Annotated in this window: 22 protein-coding genes and 1 other annotated feature; of the genes, 12 read left to right on the forward strand and 10 right to left on the reverse strand. The window is 49.8% G+C overall.

Annotation, left to right across the window (positions count from 1 at the left end; translation table 11 throughout):
- Window positions 1-135: 135 nt before the first annotated feature.
- The 9 genes from ACOTXR_RS20450 to ugd all read left to right on the forward strand — a co-directional run bounded on the left by ACOTXR_RS20450 (window position 136) and on the right by ugd (window position 10,650).
- Window positions 136-1,305, forward strand: coding sequence for a DUF6418 domain-containing protein (locus tag ACOTXR_RS20450; protein WP_127341162.1), 1,170 nt, complete (start codon window positions 136-138; stop codon window positions 1,303-1,305).
- Complete coding sequence (locus ACOTXR_RS20455) at window positions 1,290-2,273, forward strand: glycosyltransferase family 2 protein (RefSeq protein ID WP_052192618.1); 984 nt, start codon at window positions 1,290-1,292, stop codon at window positions 2,271-2,273. The genes ACOTXR_RS20450 and ACOTXR_RS20455 overlap by 16 nt, the downstream gene beginning before the upstream one ends.
- On the forward strand, window positions 2,273-3,043 hold the full coding sequence (locus ACOTXR_RS20460) for a DUF4422 domain-containing protein (RefSeq protein WP_047625681.1): 771 nt from the start codon (window positions 2,273-2,275) through the stop codon (window positions 3,041-3,043). Before ACOTXR_RS20455 ends, ACOTXR_RS20460 begins: the two co-directional genes overlap by 1 nt.
- Window positions 3,040-4,185 carry a UDP-galactopyranose mutase gene (gene glf, locus ACOTXR_RS20465; protein WP_047625680.1) on the forward strand — a complete coding sequence of 382 codons (1,146 nt, stop codon included), beginning with the start codon at window positions 3,040-3,042 and terminating at the stop codon, window positions 4,183-4,185. Before ACOTXR_RS20460 ends, glf begins: the two co-directional genes overlap by 4 nt.
- A gap of 14 nt (window positions 4,186-4,199) precedes the next feature.
- The gene (locus ACOTXR_RS20470; protein ID WP_047625679.1) at window positions 4,200-5,636 is read left to right on the forward strand and encodes an undecaprenyl-phosphate galactose phosphotransferase; all 1,437 of its coding nucleotides are present in this window, start codon (window positions 4,200-4,202) and stop codon (window positions 5,634-5,636) included.
- A 150-nt stretch (window positions 5,637-5,786) separates the two neighbouring features.
- Window positions 5,787-7,193: an NADP-dependent phosphogluconate dehydrogenase gene (gene gndA, locus ACOTXR_RS20475; RefSeq protein ID WP_047625678.1), complete on the forward strand. Its 1,407-nt coding sequence runs from the start codon at window positions 5,787-5,789 to the stop codon at window positions 7,191-7,193.
- A gap of 95 nt (window positions 7,194-7,288) precedes the next feature.
- A complete protein-coding gene (rfbB, locus tag ACOTXR_RS20480; RefSeq protein WP_058691064.1) occupies window positions 7,289-8,374 on the forward strand; it encodes a dTDP-glucose 4,6-dehydratase in 1,086 nt (361 codons plus the stop codon).
- Window positions 8,374-9,255, forward strand: coding sequence for a glucose-1-phosphate thymidylyltransferase RfbA (gene rfbA, locus ACOTXR_RS20485; RefSeq protein ID WP_047625676.1), 882 nt, complete (start codon window positions 8,374-8,376; stop codon window positions 9,253-9,255). Before rfbB ends, rfbA begins: the two co-directional genes overlap by 1 nt.
- A 228-nt stretch (window positions 9,256-9,483) precedes the next feature.
- On the forward strand, window positions 9,484-10,650 hold the full coding sequence (gene ugd / locus ACOTXR_RS20490; RefSeq protein WP_047625675.1) for a UDP-glucose 6-dehydrogenase: 1,167 nt from the start codon (window positions 9,484-9,486) through the stop codon (window positions 10,648-10,650).
- Between the two features lie 51 nt (window positions 10,651-10,701).
- Here ugd and ACOTXR_RS20495 read toward each other — a convergent pair whose 3' ends face one another.
- Window positions 10,702-11,706, reverse strand: coding sequence for an NAD-dependent epimerase (locus ACOTXR_RS20495; protein ID WP_047625674.1), 1,005 nt, complete (start codon window positions 11,704-11,706; stop codon window positions 10,702-10,704).
- A gap of 192 nt (window positions 11,707-11,898) precedes the next feature.
- On the opposite strand from ACOTXR_RS20495, the gene wzzB reads away from it, so the two are divergent.
- A complete protein-coding gene (gene wzzB, locus ACOTXR_RS20500) occupies window positions 11,899-12,879 on the forward strand; it encodes an LPS O-antigen chain length determinant protein WzzB (RefSeq protein ID WP_058691063.1) in 981 nt (326 codons plus the stop codon).
- Between the two features lie 43 nt (window positions 12,880-12,922).
- Here the strand turns inward: wzzB and hisIE are convergent, their stop codons facing one another.
- The 9 genes from hisIE to hisL form a co-directional block, all read right to left on the reverse strand.
- Entirely contained in the window at window positions 12,923-13,534 is a 612-nt protein-coding gene (gene hisIE / locus ACOTXR_RS20505; RefSeq protein ID WP_014884472.1) for a bifunctional phosphoribosyl-AMP cyclohydrolase/phosphoribosyl-ATP diphosphatase HisIE, read from the reverse strand.
- Entirely contained in the window at window positions 13,528-14,304 is a 777-nt protein-coding gene (gene hisF, locus ACOTXR_RS20510; protein ID WP_023338519.1) for an imidazole glycerol phosphate synthase subunit HisF, read from the reverse strand. The genes hisIE and hisF overlap by 7 nt, the downstream gene beginning before the upstream one ends.
- Window positions 14,286-15,023: a 1-(5-phosphoribosyl)-5-[(5-phosphoribosylamino)methylideneamino]imidazole-4-carboxamide isomerase gene (gene hisA, locus ACOTXR_RS20515; RefSeq protein ID WP_023330861.1), complete on the reverse strand. Its 738-nt coding sequence runs from the start codon at window positions 15,021-15,023 to the stop codon at window positions 14,286-14,288. The genes hisF and hisA overlap by 19 nt, the downstream gene beginning before the upstream one ends.
- Complete coding sequence (hisH, locus tag ACOTXR_RS20520; RefSeq protein ID WP_014884470.1) at window positions 15,023-15,613, reverse strand: imidazole glycerol phosphate synthase subunit HisH; 591 nt, start codon at window positions 15,611-15,613, stop codon at window positions 15,023-15,025. The genes hisA and hisH overlap by 1 nt, the downstream gene beginning before the upstream one ends.
- Window positions 15,613-16,680 (reverse strand): bifunctional histidinol-phosphatase/imidazoleglycerol-phosphate dehydratase HisB, encoded by a 1,068-nt coding sequence (gene hisB, locus ACOTXR_RS20525; protein WP_014884469.1) that lies wholly within the window; start codon window positions 16,678-16,680, stop codon window positions 15,613-15,615. Before hisB ends, hisH begins: the two co-directional genes overlap by 1 nt.
- Window positions 16,677-17,738 (reverse strand): histidinol-phosphate transaminase, encoded by a 1,062-nt coding sequence (gene hisC, locus ACOTXR_RS20530; protein WP_014884468.1) that lies wholly within the window; start codon window positions 17,736-17,738, stop codon window positions 16,677-16,679. The genes hisB and hisC overlap by 4 nt, the downstream gene beginning before the upstream one ends.
- Window positions 17,735-19,039 (reverse strand): histidinol dehydrogenase, encoded by a 1,305-nt coding sequence (gene hisD / locus ACOTXR_RS20535; RefSeq protein WP_023330858.1) that lies wholly within the window; start codon window positions 19,037-19,039, stop codon window positions 17,735-17,737. Before hisD ends, hisC begins: the two co-directional genes overlap by 4 nt.
- 5 nt (window positions 19,040-19,044) lie before the next feature.
- A complete protein-coding gene (hisG, locus tag ACOTXR_RS20540) occupies window positions 19,045-19,944 on the reverse strand; it encodes an ATP phosphoribosyltransferase (RefSeq protein ID WP_023330857.1) in 900 nt (299 codons plus the stop codon).
- Between the two features lie 45 nt (window positions 19,945-19,989).
- Window positions 19,990-20,113: a sequence feature (His leader region), on the reverse strand.
- Window positions 20,089-20,139, reverse strand: coding sequence for a his operon leader peptide (gene hisL, locus ACOTXR_RS20545; protein ID WP_001364200.1), 51 nt, complete (start codon window positions 20,137-20,139; stop codon window positions 20,089-20,091). Its footprint overlaps the feature before it by 25 nt.
- 175 nt (window positions 20,140-20,314) lie before the next feature.
- On the opposite strand from hisL, the gene ACOTXR_RS20550 reads away from it, so the two are divergent.
- Both ACOTXR_RS20550 and ACOTXR_RS20555 read left to right on the forward strand, forming a co-directional pair.
- The gene (locus tag ACOTXR_RS20550; RefSeq protein WP_058691062.1) at window positions 20,315-21,139 is read left to right on the forward strand and encodes an SDR family oxidoreductase; all 825 of its coding nucleotides are present in this window, start codon (window positions 20,315-20,317) and stop codon (window positions 21,137-21,139) included.
- Window positions 21,140-21,180: 41 nt separating this feature from the next.
- Window positions 21,181-22,110 carry a LysR substrate-binding domain-containing protein gene (locus ACOTXR_RS20555; protein ID WP_023330855.1) on the forward strand — a complete coding sequence of 310 codons (930 nt, stop codon included), beginning with the start codon at window positions 21,181-21,183 and terminating at the stop codon, window positions 22,108-22,110.
- Window positions 22,111-22,221 lie beyond the last annotated feature (111 nt).

Here is a 22,221-nt window from a genome sequence, read left to right on the forward strand (position 1 = left end):
TGGTGTTTAAATGTTATTGGTATTGAATCATGGTTTTTGAATATTACATTCATAATTTCATGGTTTTTGATAATCTCATTATATATAAGAAGTAAAAAAGAAGAGTCAGTGCTTAATATCATAATGATATACAGCATGAGTGTAGGGATTATATGTTGCGCGATTGTTGAAAGTGGTGCGTATCTCTCTGAAATTAGAATGTTTGGGAAGTTAAGTGGAGCAACAGTTCGAGTTGGCTTTACAGCGTTAGCTTTCTTATTAAGTGCGATCTTGTTTACAGGAGCACTTAATAAAATACTCCAGCCTACATACACAATGGATAGAGTAGTAAATAAAACGCTAAATTCCGCCATTCAAATTATAATGATTGGTTCTTTTATAGGTCTTGCATTTTTATATTTAAGATATGGAACTCCAAACTCGAATGGCATTGATCGTTTTGAATATTGGGATACGGTAGCCCCATCCTGGGGGCGATATCTGCAATTTATGTTGCTCCAGTTTTCTTTTCTCTTAGGTATTAAATATACGGAAACAAAACATAAAAAATACCTGACATTACTTATCGCCTCGATATTTATGCAATTCATTGGAGGTGAAAAATTTACGGGGCCTTCGTTATCAATATTATTTTTTATGATACCTATAATGTATTATTCCAGAAATGATTTGATCACAATGTTATTTAAGCCAAAGATTTTTATCTTTGTATTAATGGTCTTAATTATCTTTATTCTCTCTACATATCTAAGTTATGCCGCAATCTATGGTAATCCTACCGATGGGATACGCTATTTACTTGAAAGGATAGCATTACAAGCACAGGTTTGGTGGGCAATCGATTCGGTAACAGACACGGTAAACCCTGACCTAAGTTTAATGTGGATATTACGCAACGCTTTTGGCGTGGGTAGTAATGACAATATTTATGGTATGTATTATCTTATGCAACAAATTACGCCACCTGACGTATTTAGTAGATTTTTAGAGAATGGTGTAAGATTTACAATGGGTGCCCCTGCAAACTATAACTTTTTCTTTGGTAGCGCATTAGGACCGATCGTAGCGATTATTTTCGGCTTTGTCGCCGGTTTTGGCTCATGGTTGATGAGAAATGCAATAATGATGAAAGACCTTTTCTTCGCTTTTATTGTGATTAAGTATTATTATTTCATCATTCAAATAAGTATTATGTCAGATTGGTATTATTTCTTCACTGCAAAATTTACTGTCTTTACTATATTCATAATTTTCTACTGTTTTGTAATCCAAAGGGTTAATTGCAAGAAATGGATAACTATATAAAATTTTCAATTATTGTTCCTATTTATAATGTTGAGTTGTTTTTAGAAGAATGCCTTGATTCCATAAAAAAAATAATGACAGATCAATGCGAATGTATATTGGTGAATGATGGTTCTACTGACAATTCAAGAGACATAGCCGAACATTTTTGCTGGACGAATCCTGGTTTCCAATGTCTCAATAAGGAAAATGGTGGGCTTTCTGACGCAAGAAATTATGGTCTACAGCATGCCATAGGGGAATATGTTATTTTTGTAGACTCCGACGATGTAGTCAGTCCAGTTTTAATTGAAGCACTTAGTAATGCCTTGAAATTTAATAATTCAGATGTTGTATATTTCAATTTCATAAAGTTTTTTAATAGCAATGCTATGAAAGAACTCGCTCAATGTGTCGAGAATGTTACAATTGAGTACGCTGGTCGTGAAAAGTTGGCTCGGATGCCTAATTTTGCGTGGGCGCGAGTGGCTAAACGAAAAATTTATGATAACAATAGATTTCCGATTGGTGTCATATATGAAGATGTATATACGTCTCCATACATCACACAACATGCAAGTGTCGTTGCTTTTATTGACTCTCCTTTGTATGGCTATCGGAAAAGATCCGGTTCCATTACAACTATATCTGCAGAAAAACAATTCGAATTATTTGAAGCTGTGAGTTTATTGAGAGGAAGGTATGAACGAGGTGAAATTGATTTTATCTTCTACTCTACTGCATTCGTAAATTTATCTCAGTCATGTGTTGTAAGCCTGGTTCGTATTGATAACTCTCTTAAACGGGCAAAATACAGAAGGGTGATTAATCAAGAGTTTAATAAATTAACTCTTTGGGAAATTATAAAAAGTTTTTCCAACTTTAAGTTTAAAATATTATCTATTGCATCAAAATATTCGATTGGTTTATATGCTATTGAAAAAATATTGAGGCCAGTTGTTTTATTTTCTGATAAAAGGAATCACTGATGCCTCTTAAAATATTTACAGTTAGTCACAAAGTATATACATTCCCTCCACATAATGCTTATACACCATTGCAAGTGGGAACATCTCCGGAATCTATTGCTGAAAAATCGTTGAGAGACTCTACCGGAGACAACATCGCCCATCTGAATCCATCCTTTTGTGAACTCACCGCAGCCTATTGGATTTGGAAAAACGTTCAGGAAGAGGTTGTTGGCCTTGCACACTATCGTCGCTATTTTGCCTCCTCCACGAGCAACCTAACGGTAAAGGGCAAGCGTATTGCGTCTCCAGAAGAGATGGCGGATATGCTCAAAAGTGCTGATATTCTGGTAGCAAAACCACGCAACTATTTCATCACCAGTATTAAAAGCCATTATATCCACGCTCACCATGAGTCCGACTATACTCAACTGCGTCACGAAATTGTTTTGCAGCAGCCTGATTATGTCTCCGATTTTGACCATGTTATGGGCGGAACCAAAATCAGCCTTTACAACATGTTCGTCTGTAAAAAATCATTGATTGACGAGTATTTTGCCTGGCTCTTCCCGCTGCTGTTCGCGCTGGAACAAAAAATAGATTACCAAAATTATGATGCGTACCAAAAACGCGTATTTGGCTTTATGGCAGAAAGACTTTTCAACGTATGGCTTCATCATCAGCGCGATCGGCTGACCATAAAATATATGCCGGTGGTCAATATTGATGGTGAGAACTTGTTTTTGAAAGGTTTTGGATTATTAAAACGACATTTTTGGGGAACAAAATGACAGTCGCTATTGTTGGTGCAGGTATCTCTGGGGCCGTTATCGCGAGGCTGTTAGCTGAGCAAGGAATATCATCAGTTGTTTTTGATAAACGCTCACATATCGCCGGTAACTGCCATTCTGAACGTGATCCACAGACAAATGTAATGTTACATGTTTACGGCCCCCATATCTTCCATACGGATGATAAAGAAGTCTGGGATTTCGTAAATAATTATTCAGAATTTATGCCTTACACCAACCGTGTAAAGGCTGTGTACAAAGGCAACGTTTATCTGCTGCCTGTTAATCTGCACACCATTAACCAGTTCTTCAATAAAACGCTGCGTCCGGATGAAGCTCGCGCCTTCATCGAATCTAAAGCAGATAAATCTATCGTCGACCCGCAGAATTTCGAAGAACAGGCAATCAGTATGATTGGCCGAGAGCTTTATGAAGCATTCTTCCGGGGTTATACGCGTAAGCAGTGGGGCGTTGAACCGACTGAATTGCCGGCAAGCATTCTGAAACGCCTCCCATTGCGTTTTAACTACAATGATAACTACTTCAACCACAAATATCAGGGTATGCCTAAAGAAGGCTATACCGATATGGTCGCAAAAATTCTCGACCATGAACTGATCGAGGTGAGAACCGATACTGAGTTTTCTGCGGATGAAGGCGACGCCTACCAGCACGTATTTTGGTCTGGTGCGCTTGATGGATACTTTAACTTTAGCGAAGGGCGTCTTGGCTATCGTACCCTGGATTTCGAAAAATTCTCTGCTGAAGGCGACTATCAAGGGACCGCGGTTATCAACTACTGTGAAGAAGACGTTCCTTATACACGTATCACCGAGCATAAGCATTTTTCTCCGTGGGAATCTCATGAAAATACCACGTGCTACCGTGAGTTCAGCCGTTTATGCACTGAAAACGACGTTCCTTATTATCCAATACGTATGGTAAAGGAAAAAGAGTTGCTCAACCGTTACCTGGATAAAGCTCAGGCGCTAAGCAATACTACGTTTGTTGGACGCCTGGGCACATATCGCTATCTGGATATGGATGTGACTATTCGTGAAGCCATTGACGTTGCCAAAAAATATCTCGAATGCCAAAGAAATCAGGAGCCAATGCCTGTATTTAATATTAATCCTCGTTAATCTCAGGTGTTGTCATGGATACGGATAATTTTTTGAATAAATATAACCCGTTGCTATGTAAGGTTTTTTTGGCAGCCTCGGATTTTATTTTTTTTAATATCTCTCTCGCGCTTTCCATCGGCTGTGTGTACTGGATCTTTAACGATCTGTATCGGTTTATTCCGGACAATCAGCTGGAGATGCGTATCATCTCCCACGTCGTTCTAAGCGTGATCTGCGTGGGATGGTTCTGGGTTCGGTTGCGGCACTATTCTTATCGCAAACCATTTTGGTTCGAATTAAAAGAAATCATCCGCACAATCGTTATTTTTGCCGTCTTTGATCTGGCCCTGGTGGCCTTTTCTAAATGGCAATTTTCCCGATATGTGTGGGTTTTTTGCTGGACCTTTGCGTTAATCTTGCTGCCATTCTTCAGAGCAATGACCAAACACCTTCTGAATCGTCTTGGTATCTGGAAGAAAAAAACCGTCATTATTGGAAGCGGAAATAATGCTGTAGAGGCTTATTTCGCTTTGCAGAGCGAAGAAATGCTAGGTTTTGATGTCGTTGCATTTTTCGACGAGGAATCAACAGAACCGATGCTGCAGGGATTGCCCGTTCTGCGCGACCCTAATATTCTTTGGGAGATGAAGAAAACCGGTGATATCCATTTCATCGTTGCCTTTGAAATGGAAAACAGCGATAAAACGATGAACTGGCTGCGAGAACTGTCTAAGAAGGATTGCCGATCGGTGACGGTCATTCCTTCTCTGCGCGGACTGCCGCTATATAATACCGATATGTCATTCATCTTCAGCCATGAAGTGATGCTGTTACGGATCCATAATAATCTGGCAAAACGAACCTCTCGCTTCCTGAAGCGCACGTTCGATATCGTTTGTTCCTCACTGATCATCTTTATCTCGTCGCCACTGCTTATTTACCTTTGGTACAAGGTCACTCGCGACGGTGGACCGGCAATCTATGGGCATATGCGCGTCGGTAGGCATGGCAAACTATTTCCATGCTACAAATTCCGTTCGATGGTGATGAACTCCCAGGAAGTCCTGCAAAAACTTCTCGATTCAGATCCTGCCGCTCGTGAAGAGTGGGATCGTGATTTTAAGTTAAAGAATGATCCTCGAATCACTTCCGTTGGACGCTTTATCCGGAAAACAAGCCTGGATGAACTGCCTCAGTTATTCAATGTTCTTAAAGGACAAATGAGCCTGGTGGGTCCACGTCCCATTATATCGGAAGAGCTGCCACGCTATGATGATAATGTCGACTATTACCTGATGGCGAAGCCCGGTATGACGGGGTTGTGGCAGGTAAGTGGTCGTAACGATGTAGATTACGATACGCGCGTCTACTTTGATTCCTGGTACGTCAAAAACTGGTCGCTTTGGAATGATATCGCAATTTTGTTCAAAACAGTGAAAGTCGTTCTTCATCGTGATGGTGCATATTAATGCACCAATAATAGGGTTTTATACCCATTAAGTTCATTCTTAAGAAGACATCTATTGCTACCTTCTGGCCTCTAACCTGAGTTAACATGTTCTTCACTTTACCCGCCGGCTCTGTTACGGCGGGGTATCCACACCTGACAGGAGTATGTAATGTCCAAGCAACAGATCGGCGTTGTCGGTATGGCAGTGATGGGGCGCAACCTGGCGCTCAACATCGAAAGCCGTGGTTATACCGTCTCCGTTTTCAACCGCTCCCGTGAAAAAACTGAAGAAGTGATTGCCGAAAACCCAGGCAAGAAACTGGTTCCTTTCTATACGGTTAAAGAGTTCGTTGAGTCCCTGGAAACGCCTCGTCGTATCCTGTTAATGGTGAAAGCGGGCGCAGGTACCGATGCTGCGATCGACTCTCTGAAACCTTATCTGGATAAAGGCGACATCATCATTGATGGCGGTAATACCTTCTTCCAGGACACCATCCGTCGTAACCGTGAACTCTCTGCTGAAGGCTTTAACTTCATCGGTACCGGTGTATCTGGTGGTGAAGAGGGAGCCCTGAAAGGCCCATCTATCATGCCTGGCGGTCAGAAAGAAGCCTACGAACTGGTTGCACCGATCCTGACCAAAATTGCTGCCGTCGCTGAAGACGGTGAGCCATGCGTTACCTACATCGGTGCCGACGGCGCAGGTCATTATGTGAAGATGGTTCACAACGGCATCGAATACGGTGATATGCAGCTGATTGCAGAAGCCTATTCTCTGCTGAAAGGCGGTCTGAACCTCTCCAACGAAGAACTTGCTGAGACCTTTAGCGAGTGGAACAAAGGCGAGCTGAACAGCTACCTGATCGACATCACCAAAGATATCTTCACGAAGAAAGATGAAGAGGGTAAATATCTGGTCGATGTCATTCTGGATGAAGCCGCGAACAAAGGCACCGGTAAATGGACCAGCCAAAGCTCTCTGGATTTGGGCGAGCCGCTGTCTCTGATCACCGAATCTGTCTTCGCGCGTTATATCTCTTCCCTGAAAGAGCAGCGCGTTGCAGCATCCAAAGTGCTTTCTGGTCCACAGGCTAAGCCAGCCGGTGACAAAGCGGAATTCGTTGAGAAAGTTCGTCGCGCTCTGTACCTGGGTAAAATCGTTTCCTACGCGCAGGGCTTCTCACAGTTGCGTGCAGCGTCTGACGAAAACAACTGGGATCTGAACTACGGCGAAATCGCGAAGATCTTCCGTGCGGGCTGCATCATTCGTGCGCAGTTCCTGCAGAAAATCACCGATGCCTATGCGGAAAACGCGGGTATCGCTAACCTTTTGCTTGCACCGTACTTCAAGAAAATTGCCGATGAGTATCAGCAGGCACTGCGTGATGTGGTTGCTTACGCTGTACAGAACGGTATTCCGGTTCCGACCTTCTCCGCTGCCGTGGCGTACTATGACAGTTACCGTGCTGCTGTTCTGCCTGCCAACCTGATTCAGGCACAGCGTGACTACTTCGGCGCGCACACCTATAAACGCACCGATAAAGAAGGTGTGTTCCATACCGAATGGCTAGATTAATCTGATTTAATTTTAAGTCATTCCATCAAGCCCGGTAGCGATACCGGGCTTTTTTATCCCGCCTTATCCACTTACTTTTTGACGGAATAGCTTACGTGAAAATTCTTGTTACTGGCGGGGCCGGCTTTATCGGTTCCGCGGTGATCCGACACATTATTAGCAATACTCAAGATAGCGTTGTTAACGTTGATAAATTGACCTATGCCGGTAACCTGGAATCCTTGCGTGAAGTCAGCGATAGCGAGCGTTACGTATTCGAGCATGCTGATATCTGTGACAAAGCGGCCATGGAACATATTTTTGCTGTCCACCAGCCGGATGCAGTAATGCATCTGGCGGCGGAAAGTCATGTCGATCGTTCTATTACCGGACCGGCGGCGTTTATTGAAACCAATATTGTCGGAACCTATGTCCTGCTGGAAACCTGCCGCGCTTACTGGTCCTCATTGGTTGATACCGCGAAAGCCGCGTTTCGTTTTCACCATATTTCGACGGATGAAGTTTATGGTGATTTGCCTCATCCTGATGAGCAAGAAGGCTCCGCACCGTTACCACTGTTTACTGAAACAACGGCATATGCACCGAGTAGCCCATATTCAGCCTCAAAAGCGTCCAGCGATCACTTAGTTAGGGCATGGATCCGCACCTACGGCCTTCCGGTAATAGTCACTAACTGTTCCAATAACTATGGACCTTTCCACTTCCCTGAAAAACTTATCCCGCTTGTCATTCTTAATGCCATTGAGAACAAGCCCTTACCGATTTACGGGAAGGGCGATCAAATTCGCGACTGGCTGTACGTGGAAGATCACGCCCGCGCGCTTTATACCGTTCTGACAACAGGCAAACCCGGCGAAACGTATAATATCGGTGGTCACAACGAGAAGAAAAATATTGAGGTTGTACACACCATTTGCGACTTGCTGGATGAAATCCTTCCGAAGGAAAAATCATATCGCGAACAGATAACCTATGTCACAGATCGTCCCGGCCACGACCGCCGTTATGCTATCGATGCGCATAAAATTAGTCGTGAACTGGGCTGGACGCCCCAGGAAACCTTTGAGAGCGGTATACGTAAAACGGTTGAGTGGTATTTAAACAATTCAGAATGGGTTTCTAATGTTAAAAGTGGTGCCTATAAAAGCTGGATTGAACAGAATTATGGGGAGCGCAACTAATGGCGAAGCGTAAAGGTATTATCTTAGCGGGTGGATCGGGCACCCGTCTTTATCCCGTAACGATGGCGGTGAGTAAGCAACTATTGCCTATTTACGACAAGCCAATGATCTACTATCCGCTTTCGACGCTGATGCTTGCTGGTATCAGAGATATTCTTATCATCAGTACACCGCAGGATACCCCTCGTTTTGAACAGCTTCTGGGTGATGGCAGTCAGTGGGGGCTGCGCCTCCAATATAAGATACAGCCGAGCCCCGACGGTTTAGCCCAGGCGTTTATTCTTGGTGAAGAGTTTATCGGCACGGACAACTGTGCACTCGTTTTAGGGGATAACATTTTCTATGGCCACGATCTTCCTCGACTGCTTGAGGAGGCTGCCAGCCAGGAAGAGGGGGCGACCGTATTTGCCTATCATGTCAGCGATCCGGAACGTTACGGCGTGGTTGAATTCGACAAAGACGGGACGGCGATCGGTCTTGAAGAAAAACCTGAGCAACCGAAAAGTAACTATGCCATCACGGGTCTCTACTTTTACGATAATGATGTCATCGAGATGGCGAAGAGCTTAAGCCCTTCAGCGCGGGGCGAACTGGAAATAACCGATATCAACCGGCTTTATATGCAGCAGGGAAGATTATCCGTTGCGATGATGCGACGCGGTTATGCATGGCTGGATACGGGAACGCACCAGAGCATGATTGAGGCAAGTAACTTCATTGCCACTATTGAAGAGCGCCAGGGGTTGAAAGTGTCTTGTCCCGAAGAGATTGCATTTCGCAGAGGCTTTATCGATGCGGAACAACTTTGTGCACTTGCAGAGCCCTTGAAAAAGACCGGCTATGGGCAATACCTGCTAAATCTGACTAAGGGATTAGTCTGATTTGAACCTGCTTGTGATAACGTCTGCGGCATCGTGAAAAAGCGCAATGTTGCTGGAAGAAAGGCGCTTTGAGCGCTGTTCAGGCAACCCTCAGTCAGGGCGAAGTGCGTTTATCCGCCGAGGGATAACCTTGACAGTGAAATAGCGTTAGCGATAAAAAACCACCAGTTAATCATTGTGGTGACTGTTTGAATGTCATCAGAAACTCATACTGAAGAAGCCAAACGAATGAAAATAACCATTTCCGGAACAGGCTATGTTGGCCTTTCAAACGGTATCCTGATTGCGCAGAACCATGAAGTGGTCGCGCTGGATATTGTACAGGCCAAAGTGGATATGCTTAACCAAAAGAAATCTCCGATCGTCGACAAAGAGATCCAGGATTATCTTTCAAATAAGCCGCTGAATTTCCGCGCGACGACGGATAAAGAAGACGCCTATCGCGATGCGGATTACGTCATCATCGCGACGCCAACGGACTATGATCCAAAAACCAACTACTTCAACACCTCTACGGTGGAAGCGGTGATCAAAGACGTTATCGAGATTAATCCAAAGGCGGTGATGGTTATTAAATCGACTATTCCGGTAGGTTTCACCAGGTCTGTTAAAGAGAAGTTTGGTATTGATAATATCTTCTTCTCGCCAGAGTTCCTGCGTGAGGGAAGGGCGCTGTACGATAACCTGCATCCTTCTCGTATCGTTATTGGTGAGCGTTCAGAACGTGCCGAGCGTTTTGCCGCACTGCTTCAGGAAGGCGCTGTTAAGAAAGATATCGCGGTACTGTTTACCGACTCTACGGAAGCCGAAGCCATCAAGCTGTTCGCCAATACCTACCTTGCCATGCGTGTGGCCTACTTTAACGAGCTGGACAGCTATGCAGAAAGCCTCGGCCTGAACACCCGTCAGATCATTGAAGGTGTTTGCCTGGATCCGCGGATCGGTAACCACTACAACAACCCGTCATTTGGCTATGGTGGTTATTGCCTGCCAAAAGACACCAAGCAGCTGCTGGCCAACTATCAGGCTGTACCGAACAACCTGATTTCGGCGATCGTTGACGCTAACCGCACCCGTAAAGATTTCATCTCAGATTCCATCCTTGCGCGTCAGCCTAAAGTCGTCGGCGTGTATCGACTGATCATGAAGAGCGGTTCAGATAACTTCCGTGCCTCTTCCATTCAGGGCATCATGAAGCGCATTAAGGCGAAAGGCGTACAGGTCATTATTTATGAACCAGCTATGCAGGAAGATGAGTTCTTCCACTCCCGCGTGGTTCGCGATCTGGATGCGTTCAAGCAGGAAGCGGACGTGATCATCTCTAACCGCATGGCGGAAGAGCTGGCGGACGTAGCGGATAAAGTCTATACCCGCGATCTATTCGGAAGCGATTGATTACTCTTAACGCACGTAAAAAACCCGGCCATGTTGCCGGGTTTTTTATTTTCAGACCTTGTAGAAAGCGCGATACCAGTCGACAAAGTTCTTCACCCCGTCTTTGACCGACGTCTGCGGTTTAAAGCCAATAACGTCATACAACGCTTTCGTATCCGCGCTGGTCTCCAGCACGTCACCCGGTTGAATCGGCATCATGTTTTTCTCTGCTTCTTTGCCGAGAGCTTCTTCTAGCGCCGTAATGTAATCCATAAGCTCGACCGGAGAGCTGTTACCAATGTTGTAAACGCGATAAGGCGCGGAGCTGGTCGCTGGGGAACCGGTCTCGACGGTCCAGTCTGCATCGGCCTGAGGAATGACATCCTGCAGACGAATAATGGCTTCGGCGATGTCGTCGATGTAAGTGAAGTCGCGCTTCATCTTGCCGTAGTTGTAAACGTCGATGCTTTTGCCTTCAATCATCGCTTTGGTGAATTTAAACAGCGCCATATCCGGACGCCCCCATGGACCATACACGGTAAAGAAACGCAGGCCGGTGGTCGGGAGGTTGTACAGATGGGAATAGGTATGCGACATCAGCTCGTTGGCTTTTTTGGTTGCGGCATAGAGTGATACCGGGTGATCTACCGAGTCGTCAGTAGAGAAGGGCATCTTACGGTTGAGGCCATAAACCGAACTGGATGACGCATACAGCAGATGCTGAACCTTGTTATGACGACAACCTTCCAGTACGTTGAGGTGACCCACCAGGTTGGCGTCTGCATAGGCGTGTGGGTTTTCAAGCGAGTAGCGAACCCCTGCCTGTGCAGCCAGATGGATCACGCGATCAAATTTCTCGCTGGCAAACAGCGCCGCCATCCCTTCTCGATCGGCTAACTCAAGCTTGTGGAAGGTGAAATTCGCGGATTTGAGCAAGTCCAGACGTGCCAGCTTGAGGTTCACATCATAGTAGTCATTGAGATTATCAATCCCGACGACCTGGTGTCCGGCATCCAGCAAGCGTTTACTGACATGTGAACCGATAAAACCTGCCGCGCCCGTAACCAAAAATTTCATATCTTCCCTCATTACTTTTCTATCTTGTCGATGCCTGAAGCATCAGAATTGCTATATGATAGCGCGTTGACCGCGAGTTATATAACCCATCTTTCCGATATAACTCATCGGATTCTGATAGAAAAATCGCTGGCAACAGATACACTATGTAAACATGATTATTTTTGCCCTTTTTCATCTGTTAGGGATTGTATGACGCAGAACAACAATACTCCGGTTAACAGCAGTAATGGTCCGGAGCAAATTGATTTACTTGATTTAGTGCTACAGCTATGGCGTGGAAAGTGGGTAATTGGCGCTTTTGTTGCTGTTTTTATCGTCCTGGCGGGTATTTATATCACTGTCGTAAAAGAGAAATGGACCTCTTCCGCGATCATTTCTCAGCCAGATGCGGCGCAGATTGCCACGTACGCTAATGCACTGAATATCCTGTACGGTAGCGCAGCACCTTCACTGCCGGACATCCAAAACCGTGCGATTAGCCGTTTCAATTCCTCATTTTCTGCTTTAGCGCAAGCGCTCGAAAACCAGGAAATACCAGAAAAGCTGACCATCGATGCTACCGTTAAGGGCCAGTCGCTGCCGTTAAGCGTCTCCTATACCGGTGAGTCTGCGGAGGCTGCGCAAAAACAGCTGGCGCAGTACATTCAGCAGGTCGACGAGCAAACGGCGAAGGAGCTCGCTCTCGACCTTAAAGACAACATTAAACAACAGATCACCACGCTAAATGACTCTCTGGAAAACCAGGAGAAGGTTGCTCAGGAGCAGAAAGATCTGCGTATACAACAGATCACTGAGGCGCTTAAAAATGCTGATGCAGCGAAAATTACCACTCCGCAGATCCAGCAAACCCAGGACGTGACTCAGGAAACCATGTTCTTATTGGGAAGCGAAGCGCTGAAATCGATGATTGATAACGAAGCGTCTCGCCCGCTGGTCTTCTCCGCAGCTTACTATCAGACAAAACAAAACTTACTGGATATCGAGAAGTTGAATGTGAATCCAGACACGATTCACGTCTATCGTTACGTCATGAAGCCGGATCTCCCTGTCCGTCGTGATAGCCCGAAAAAGGCGATCACCTTAATTCTGGCGGTTCTGCTGGGCGGGATTATTGGTTCTGGTGTGGTACTGGGCCGCAATGCACTGCGTAACTACAAACCCAAATCCTGAACCACATTGGATATAAAAAAACCGGGGAAATTCCCCGGTTTTTTTATTTGTGGCGCTTACGAAGATTCTCGATCACCGCCGTCAAATCCAGCTCCTGATCCTGCAGCAGTACCAGAAGGTGATACATCAAATCCGACGCCTCATTGGTCAGCTCCTCGCGGTCATGCACCGTCGCAGCCAGCGCAGTCTCAACGCCTTCTTCCCCTACCTTTTGCGCAATACGCTTGGTTCCGCTGGCGTACAACTTCGCAGTGTAAGAGCTTTCAGGATCCGCCGTTTTACGCTCTGCCAGCAGCTGTTCCAGTTGATACAGGAACAGCCACTGGTGGCTCGCCTCACCGAAGCAGCTGCTGGTGCCCTTGTGGCAGGTCGGCCCGATCGGATTGGCCAGCACCAGCAGGGTGTCGTTATCGCAGTCTGGCGCCATGCTGACCACATTCAGGAAATGACCTGAGGTTTCACCTTTGGTCCACAGACGCTGTTTCGTGCGTGAGAAAAACGTCACCTTGCCGCTGTCGATCGTTTTCGCCAGCGCGTCCTGGTTCATATACCCCAGCATCAGCACTTCGCCTGAGACGGCATGCTGTACAACCACCGGCAGTAATCCGTCAGTTTTTTCCCAGTCCAGCTGCGCCTGTTGTTGCTCTGTTAACATACCCTGATCTCCACGCCCTGGTCGGCCAGGTACGTCTTTAACTCACCAATATTAATAATCTGTTTGTGGAACACGGACGCCGCCAGCGCACCGTCTACGTTCGCATCACGGAAAGCTTCCAGGAAGTGCTCCATGGTGCCCGCACCGCCGGAGGCAATCAGCGGCACGTGGCAGACCGAGCGGACTTTTTTCAGCTGCTCGAGGTCATACCCGTTACGCACGCCGTCCTGGTTCATCATGTTCAGCACAATCTCACCCGCGCCGCGCTTCTGCACTTCCTGCACCCAGTCCAGCGTTTCCCATTGGGTGACACGCGTCCGGCTCTCATCACCGGTATACTGGTTGACGTGATATTTACCGGTTGCAGCGTCATACCAGGTGTCGATCCCAACCACAATGCACTGCACGCCAAAGCGATCGGCCAGACGGGTAATCAGCTCCGGGTCGGCCAGGGCAGGGGAGTTGATGGAAATCTTGTCGGCACCAAAAGAGAGAATTTTGGCCGCGTCGTCAGCGGACTTAATCCCGCCCGCGACACAGAACGGAATATCAATCACTTCCGCCACGCGCGCGACCCAGCTTTTGTCGACCACGCGACCATCGCTTGAGGCGGTGATATCGTAAAAGACCAGTTCGTCTGCGCCTTCATCGGCATAACGTTTTGCCAGCGGAACGATGTCGCCAATAATCTCGTGGTTGCGGAACTGCACGCCTTTCACAACCTGACCGTCGCGTACGTCAAGACAAGGGATTATCCGTTTTGCCAGCATTGAATCGCCTCCGTTACAGTAAATTTACCTTCCAGCAGGGCACGGCCTACAATCACACCCTTTACACCGGTACCGCGCAGCGCAGCCACGTCGTCTATATCGCCGATGCCGCCTGAAGACTGGAACGCCACCTGCGGATAACGTGCACAAACCTCTTCATACAGCGAGACATTAGAGCCTGCCAGCGTACCGTCGCGAGAGATATCGGTGCACAGCACGTGCTTCAGGCCAACGGGCAGATACATCTCGACCAGTTCTTCCAGCGTTACCCCGGAGTTTTCCTGCCAGCCACTGATCGCCACCTGCTTATTACCTTGTTCGTCAATGCGAACGTCCAGCGCCAGCACCAGCGCATCGGCGCCGAAGCGGCGGAACCAGCCTTTCACGGTCTCAGGATCGTTGACCGCGGTTGAGCCTACCACCACGCGCGCCACGCCTGCATCCAGCAGTGCCGCAACGTCCTCTTCCGTACGCACGCCGCCGCCGACCTGTACGGGCACATTAACGCCAGCAACCAGGTTTTTCAGCAGCGGGATCTGGCGTTTCGCCGGATCTTTCGCGCCCGTCAAATCCACCAGATGCAATACCTGCGCGCCCTGAGCCGCATAATCCTGCAGACGCGGCAGCGGGTCGTTCCCGTAGTCACGCTGCTGGCCGTAATCGCCCTGATGCAGACGGACAACCGTGCCGTCAATTAAATCTAAAGCGGGAATGATCATCACATCTCCAGGAAGTTTTTCAGCAACTGCGCGCCCGCGGCGCCCGAACGTTCCGGGTGAAACTGCACGCCGAAGAAATTGTCTTTCTGCACCGCGGCAGTAAATGCCTCGCCGTAGTTGCACTGGGCGATGGTATGGGCGTTCACCGGCATGGCGTAGCTGTGCACGAAGTAAAAATACGCACCGTCTTCGATGCCGCGAAACAGACGGTCACCTGCTTTCGCGTAAACGCGGTTCCACCCCATATGCGGTAGCGGCAGGCCGTGGTCGGTCATTTTCGGTACGTCTTCGTCAATAATGCCCAGCAGGTCAACGCCGTTGCTCTCTTCGCTGCGGCGACCCAGAAGCTGCATGCCTAAGCAAATCCCCAGTACCGGTTGGGTACAGGCTTTGATCAAATCGACCAGCTCGCGCTCGTGGATCTGATCCATCGCCGCCTGGGCGGTGCCTACGCCGGGCAGGAAAAGCTTGTCGGCGCGCAATACCACGTCCGGATCACGGCTCACCACCGGCTCGTAGCCGTGGCGTGCAATGGCCGATTTGACGGAGTTCAGGTTGGCGCATCCGGTGTCCAGAATCACCACGTTCATCACAGCACTCCTTTCGACGAGGGAAGGGCGTCACCTTCCACGCGGATCGCCTGACGCAGCGTACGGCCAAAGGCTTTAAACAGACTTTCCACGCGGTGGTGATCGTTTTTGCCTTTCGTTTTCAGATGCAACGTCAGGCCCATGGTGTAGGACAAGGAACGGAAGAAATGCTCCACCATTTCGGTGCTGAGATCGCCCACGCGCTGGTAGGTGAAGTCGGCTTTGTATTCCAGGTGCGGACGACCGGAGATGTCCATCGCGCAGCGCGCCAGACATTCGTCCATCGGCAGAACAAAACCAAAACGGTTGATGCCGCGTTTGTCGCCGAGCGCCAGCTTCAGGGCTTCACCCAGCGCCAGACCGGTATCTTCTACGGTGTGGTGATCGTCAATGTAAAGGTCACCCTTCACCGAGATTTCCATGCGGAAACCGCCGTGCGTGGCAATCTGGTCCAGCATATGGTCAAAGAAACCGACACCGGTGTGGATCTTGCTGCCGCCTTCACGGTCCAGCCAGACCTTCACATCAATCTGTGTCTCTTTGGTGTTGCGTTCAACGTGCGAGTAACGGTCACGTTTTGTCAGCTGTTCGCCAATCTTTGCCCAGCTAAGATTGTTGCGGTCGTAGCGAAGCCCCGCAATGCCCATATTTTCCGCCAGCGTAATATCAGTGATGCGATCCCCGATGACATAGCTGTTGGTTTTATCCAGCATATCCTCAGCCAGATAGCGCTCAACCAGCTTCACTTTTGGCTTACGGCAGTCGCACTCATCGGCTGGCATGTGTGGGCAAATCAGTACCTCATCGAACACTACGCCCTGAGAGGTCAACACCTGCATCATTAAATTATGGGGGCCGTCAAAGTCTGCCTGCGGGAAGCTGTCGGTACCCAGACCGTCCTGGTTGGTGATCATCACCAGCTTATAACCGGCTTTTTGCAGCGTAAGCAGCACCGGTATCACGTCCGGTTCAAAAGCCAGTTTGTCGAAACGATCGACCTGAAAATCGGCTGGTGGCTCCGAAATAAGGGTGCCGTCACGATCGATGAAAAGGATCTTCTGGGTCATACTTTCTCCGCTTTCAGGGCGTCAATCACGCGCTGGCTCTCTGCGCGGGTGCCTACGGTAATGCGCAGGCAGCCACTCAGGGAAGGTTGTTTATTCTGGTCTCGTAAGATAATGCCCTGATCCCACAAAGATTTAAATACGGCACTCGAGGCGGTAAAACGCACCAGGATGTAATTGGTTTCCGAGTCAAACACCTGCTCCACGCACGCAATATCCTTCAGGGCGGTGACCAGGTACTGGCGTTCTTCCAGGATCTGCGCCACGCGTTCGCGCATCGCATTAATGCCCTGAGGCGTCAACGCCTGGGCCGCAATATCCGCAACCGGTGTGGAGAGTGGATACGGGGCGATGACTTTCAAAAGCAGGTCGATGACCGCTTTATTCGCCAGGGTGAATCCGCAGCGCAAGCCCGCGAGGGCGAAAGCCTTTGACAGTGTGCGCAGCACAACAAGATGCGGATACTCCTCAAGCCAGCCTGTCAGCGTCGCCTGTGGGCAGAACTCAATATAGGCTTCGTCCGCCACCACCAGCGCTTTACCGCGCGTCATTTCCAGCAGGGTACGGATATCCTGTGGCGTGATAATCTGCCCGGTTGGATTGTTCGGGCTGCAGACAAACACGACTTTTACGCCGTCAAGATTGTCGGCAATCCCCTGCAGATCCAGCTGCCAGTTCTCCAGCGCCTGCACGTTGCGGCACGCCACGCCGAAGGTTTCGGCGCTGACGCTGTACATGCCGTAGGTCGGCTGGCAGTACATTACTGCGTCTTTTCCCGGCTCGCAGAACGCGCGGATCAGCAGTTCAATGCCTTCGTCTGCCCCACGGCTGACCAGCACCTGCTCCGGCTTCACGCCTGCGTACTGGGCGTAGTTTTCGATTACCGCTTTCGGCTGACACTCCGGATAACGGTTCAACGTTTGCTGCGACAGCTCAAACTGTACCGCCGTCGGGAATTCGTTGGCGTTCAGCCAGACATCGCCTTTGCCACCCAGGCGGCGCGCGGACTGATAAGGCGTCAGGCGACGGACATTTTCGCGGGCTAATTCTTCAATGTTCATGCTTGCTCCTTCAGCGCTGCAACGCGCAGCGTAACGGCATTTTTGTGGGCAGTCAGACGTTCGGCGGCGGCCAGCGTCTCAATAGTTGAAGCCAGCGATGCAAACCCTTCTCGGGAAAGTTCCTGCACGGTCATCCGTTTCTGGAAATCCGCCAGGCCCAGGCTGGAACAGGTTGAGGTATAGCCATACGTCGGCAGAACGTGGTTGGTACCAGAAGCGTAGTCGCCCGCGGATTCCGGTGACCAGTCGCCGAGGAACACCGAGCCAGCGCTGGTAATGCTGTCGACCAGATCGCGGGCGTTGCGGGTCTGAATAATCAGATGCTCCGGGCCGTACTGGTTGGAAATAGCAATGCACTGCTCCAGGTCACGCGCCACAATCAGGCGGCTGGCGGATAACGCCTGGCGTGCCGTGTCGGCACGGGGCAGGTCGGCAAGCTGACGCTCAACGGCCTCACCCACACGTTTAGCCATATCGGCGTCCGGTGTCAGCAAAATGACCTGTGAGTCCGGGCCGTGTTCAGCCTGTGAAAGCAGGTCGGACGCCACGAAATCCGGCGTTGCGCCGCTGTCGGCAATCACCAGTACCTCAGAAGGGCCGGCTGGCATATCAATTGCCGCACCGTCCAGACGCTGGCTGACCTGGCGCTTGGCTTCGGTTACATACGCGTTGCCCGGTCCAAAGATTTTGTCGACCTTCGGAATGGACTCAGTCCCGAACGCCAGGGCCGAAATGGCCTGGGCACCGCCCACTTTATAGACTGCCTGTACGCCGCACAGCTTTGCCGCATAAAGGATCTCATCGGCAATCGGTGGCGGAGAGCACAGCACCACTTTCTGGCATCCGGCGATACGCGCCGGGGTTGCGAGCATTAATACGGTTGAAAACAGCGGCGCTGAACCGCCAGGGATATAAAGCCCGACTGACGCCACCGGGCGAGTCACCTGCTGACAACGCACGCCGGGCAGGGTTTCCACGTCCACGGTCGGCAGTTTCTGCGCGACGTGAAAGGTCTCAATGTTTTTCACCGCGACGGCCATCGCCTGTTTGATGTCGTCACCGAGGCGGCTTTCCGCCTCCGCGATTTCCTGCCCGGTGACCTGTAGCGCGTCAACTTCGGTTTTATCAAACTTTGCACTGTATTCACGCAGCGCGTCATCGCCACGCGTTTTGACGCTATCAAGGATCTCCGCCACGGTGCGGGAGATGCTTTCGGAGGCGGAAATCGCCGGGCGCATCAGCAGCTCGCGCTGCTGTGCGTCGCTACAGGTATTCCAGTCGATGATTGTGTTAAAACGCATGGCCGTTACTCCATCATCTTCTCAATTGGCAGCACCAGAATGGAGCTTGCGCCCAGCGCCTTCAGTTTTTCCATGGTTTCCCAGAAGAGGGTTTCGCTACTGACCATGTGCATTGCCACGCGCTGCTGATCGCCCGCCAGCGGCAGAATGGTTGGACGTTCTGCGCCCGGCAGCAGGGCAATCACTTCATCCAGACGCTCGGTCGGCGCATGCATCATGATGTATTTGGATTCACGTGCCTGAATCACGCCCTGAATACGGGTCAGCAGTTTGTCGATGAGCTGCTGCTTGGCATCGGCCATATCGCCATCACGCTGGATCAGACACGCTTTGGAGCGGTAAATCACTTCGACCTCGCGCAGGCCGTTCGCTTCCAGCGTCGCGCCGGTAGAGACGAGGTCACAGATAGCGTCCGCCAGACCCGCACGCGGTGCCACTTCAACCGAGCCGTTCAGCAGGCAGGATTTAAACTGCACGCCTTTCTGATCCAGATAACGCTTTAACAGGTGAGGGTAGGAGGTGGCGATACGTTTGCCATTCAGCGCGGCCGGACCGTCCCAGGGTTCATCAACCGGCGTTGCCAGCGACAGGCGGCAGCCGCCAAAATCCAGACGACGCAGGGTGAAGTAACGCGGGTCTTCGCCCTGCGCACGGCGGGTCAGCAATTCTTCTTCCAGCACGTTTTCACCGATAATCCCGAGATCAACGACGCCATCCATGACCAGGCCTGGAATATCGTCATCACGCACGCGCAGAATGTCGATCGGCATGTTTTCAGCCAGAGCAATCAGGCGCTGGGTGTGCAGGTTGATTTTAATCCCGCAGCGGGCCAGCAGTTCGCGTGAATCATCACTCAACCGACCTGATTTTTGAATAGCTATGCGTAAGCGTGAGTTATCTAACATTCTTTATTCCTCGTTAACCTGTTTTAACCTGTCTGAATTTGGTCCAAAAAAAAGCCCCCGGAAGAAGATCTTCCGGGGGCTTTATCATGCGTTCATGCACCACTGGAAGATCCAAACGTCTTCCAGCACACATCGCCTGAAAGACTAGTCAGGATGATGGTGATGATGGTGGTGTTTAAATTGAACGCGTGTCATATAAATTCTCGATGAATGCTTATTCATTTGATGTCTTTTAACCTAAACCAGTTGTGTGACAGATTGCAAGGGCTTTTTTTGATCATTAATTCATTTCATATTGATGCTATGAATTGTGTGTTCTGCCAGGCTGGCGTAGCCTTATGAAAGACGAGTGAGAGTCAGGAGAATTCGCATGAAAAAGGTCGCGATTGTCGGTTTGGGCTGGCTGGGAATGCCGCTGGCGATGTCATTAGCCGCGAAAGGCTGGCAGGTGACCGGGAGCAAAACGACGAGGGATGGGGTCGAAGCGGCACGCATGTGCGGTATTGATGGCGTTGAACTGCGTCTGGAACCGGAGCTGGTGTGTGATGCGGACGATCTGGACAGGCTGATGAACGTCGATGCGCTGGTGATTACGCTACCCGCGCGGCGCAGCGGCCCGGGTGAATCATTCTATCTGCAGGCGATGCAGGAGATTGTCGACAGTGCCCTTGCGCACCATGTTCCGCGTATCATTTTTACCAGTTCGACGTCGGTCTATGGCGATGCTCCGGGCGTAATGAAAGAAGGAACTGAGCGCCGTCCGGTGACCGCGAGTGGCAAGGTCCTTAAAGAGCTGGAAGACTGGCTGCATAATTTGCCCGGCACGCAGGTAGATATCGTCCGTCTGGCGGGGCTGGTCGGCCCCGGGCGGCATCCGGGACGCTTTTTTGCCGGGAAATCCGCGCCGGACGGGCAGCATGTCGTCAATCTTGTTCATCTTGAGGATGTTATTGGCGCGATTGAGCTACTCTTAAAAGCTCCAAAAGGTGGACACATCTATAATATATGTGCACCTTCTCATCCTGCGCGCAGCACGTTTTACCCGCTGATGGCGCGTCAGCTTGGCCTGGCTCCGCCGGTTTTTGCTGAGGCAAAGGACGAAAGCAAAGGCAAAATTGTTGATGGCAATCGCATTTGTCATGAGCTGGGGTTTGAGTATCAATATCCCGATCCGCTGGTGATGCCCATGGAATAAGTCCCGCAGCGGAAACGATCGCACACCGGAAGGGGGCGAGCATGAAACCGCTGCTGGATGTTCTTATTATTCTGGATGCACTGGAAAAAGAGGGGAGCTTTGCGGCTGCTTCAGCAAAGCTCTATAAAACCCCTTCGGCATTGAGTTACACCGTTCAAAAACTGGAAAGCGATCTTAATATCCAAATCCTCGATCGCACCGGACATCGCGCGCGTTTTACCCGTACCGGACAGATGCTGCTGGAAAAAGGCCGCGAAGTCCTGCACACCGTTCGTGAACTGGAAAAACAGGCCGTCAAGCTCCACCAGGGATGGGAGAACGAGCTGGTCATTGGCGTGGATGATACCTTTCCGTTCTCTCTTTTGACCCCGCTGATCGAAGCGTTTTATCAACATCACAGCGTCACCCGGCTTATCTTCATCAACGGTGTGCTTGGCGGCTCCTGGGATGCCTTAACGCAGGGTAGGGCAGATATTTTTGTCGGGGCATTGCATGAGCCTCCCCAACTGAGTGAATTTGGCTTTGCCCGACTTGGCGTGCTGGAGCAGGTGTTCGCCGTGGCGCCTCATCATCCGCTGGCTCAGGAGCCAGAGCCCCTTAACCGTCGCGTGATTAAAGGCTATCGCGCCATCGTGGTGGGGGATAGCGCTCGCCCGGAATGTTCGGTTTCCTCGCAACTGCTTGATGAGCAGGAAGCCATCACGGTTTTTGATTTTAAAACTAAGCTGGAACTGCAAATTAGTGGACTCGGCTGCGGCTATTTACCGCGCTATCTGGCGCAGCGGTTTATTGATAGCGGTGCGCTTGTTGAAAAACAGGTACTTGCTCAAAGCAGTAACGAATCGGTATGGATGGGCTGGAATGAACAAACCGCCGGGCTTGCGAGCGCCTGGTGGCGGGATGAAATTTTAGCAAATAGTGCTATCGCGGCAATTTACTCTCAGCCCGGCGTCCAGAAATCAGCCAGTTAGCAGAAAGAAAACGGCCCGGTGCGTTGCAAAGTATTGCCTTTTGTATCCGATGTGGGGCAAAATGCCGCCGCTGCAACCAAATGAATAATCGACGATATAAAAGGCGTCGGT

Origin of the sequence: Enterobacter cloacae complex sp. IR53030 (assembly GCF_049238365.1) — a bacterium.
Taxonomy (GTDB): Bacteria; Pseudomonadota; Gammaproteobacteria; order Enterobacterales; family Enterobacteriaceae; genus Enterobacter; species Enterobacter kobei.

Coding starts and splice junctions, on each gene's coding strand:
- hisF (WP_023338519.1), bottom strand. CDS start 14,304: ATGCTGGCAAAACGGATAATCCCTTGTCTTGACGTACGCGACGGTCAG.
- gndA (WP_047625678.1), top strand. CDS start 5,787: ATGTCCAAGCAACAGATCGGCGTTGTCGGTATGGCAGTGATGGGGCGC.
- ACOTXR_RS20470 (WP_047625679.1), top strand. CDS start 4,200: ATGGATACGGATAATTTTTTGAATAAATATAACCCGTTGCTATGTAAG.
- hisIE (WP_014884472.1), bottom strand. CDS start 13,534: ATGTTAACAGAGCAACAACAGGCGCAGCTGGACTGGGAAAAAACTGAC.
- ACOTXR_RS20495 (WP_047625674.1), bottom strand. CDS start 11,706: ATGAAATTTTTGGTTACGGGCGCGGCAGGTTTTATCGGTTCACATGTC.
- hisC (WP_014884468.1), bottom strand. CDS start 17,738: ATGAACATTGAAGAATTAGCCCGCGAAAATGTCCGTCGCCTGACGCCT.
- rfbA (WP_047625676.1), top strand. CDS start 8,374: ATGGCGAAGCGTAAAGGTATTATCTTAGCGGGTGGATCGGGCACCCGT.
- ACOTXR_RS20550 (WP_058691062.1), top strand. CDS start 20,315: ATGAAAAAGGTCGCGATTGTCGGTTTGGGCTGGCTGGGAATGCCGCTG.
- hisG (WP_023330857.1), bottom strand. CDS start 19,944: ATGTTAGATAACTCACGCTTACGCATAGCTATTCAAAAATCAGGTCGG.
- hisD (WP_023330858.1), bottom strand. CDS start 19,039: ATGCGTTTTAACACAATCATCGACTGGAATACCTGTAGCGACGCACAG.
- glf (WP_047625680.1), top strand. CDS start 3,040: ATGACAGTCGCTATTGTTGGTGCAGGTATCTCTGGGGCCGTTATCGCG.
- hisB (WP_014884469.1), bottom strand. CDS start 16,680: ATGACCCAGAAGATCCTTTTCATCGATCGTGACGGCACCCTTATTTCG.
- ugd (WP_047625675.1), top strand. CDS start 9,484: ATGAAAATAACCATTTCCGGAACAGGCTATGTTGGCCTTTCAAACGGT.
- ACOTXR_RS20460 (WP_047625681.1), top strand. CDS start 2,273: ATGCCTCTTAAAATATTTACAGTTAGTCACAAAGTATATACATTCCCT.
- ACOTXR_RS20450 (WP_127341162.1), top strand. CDS start 136: ATGAGTGTAGGGATTATATGTTGCGCGATTGTTGAAAGTGGTGCGTAT.
- hisH (WP_014884470.1), bottom strand. CDS start 15,613: ATGAACGTGGTGATTCTGGACACCGGATGCGCCAACCTGAACTCCGTC.
- ACOTXR_RS20455 (WP_052192618.1), top strand. CDS start 1,290: ATGGATAACTATATAAAATTTTCAATTATTGTTCCTATTTATAATGTT.
- wzzB (WP_058691063.1), top strand. CDS start 11,899: ATGACGCAGAACAACAATACTCCGGTTAACAGCAGTAATGGTCCGGAG.
- ACOTXR_RS20555 (WP_023330855.1), top strand. CDS start 21,181: ATGAAACCGCTGCTGGATGTTCTTATTATTCTGGATGCACTGGAAAAA.
- hisA (WP_023330861.1), bottom strand. CDS start 15,023: ATGATCATTCCCGCTTTAGATTTAATTGACGGCACGGTTGTCCGTCTG.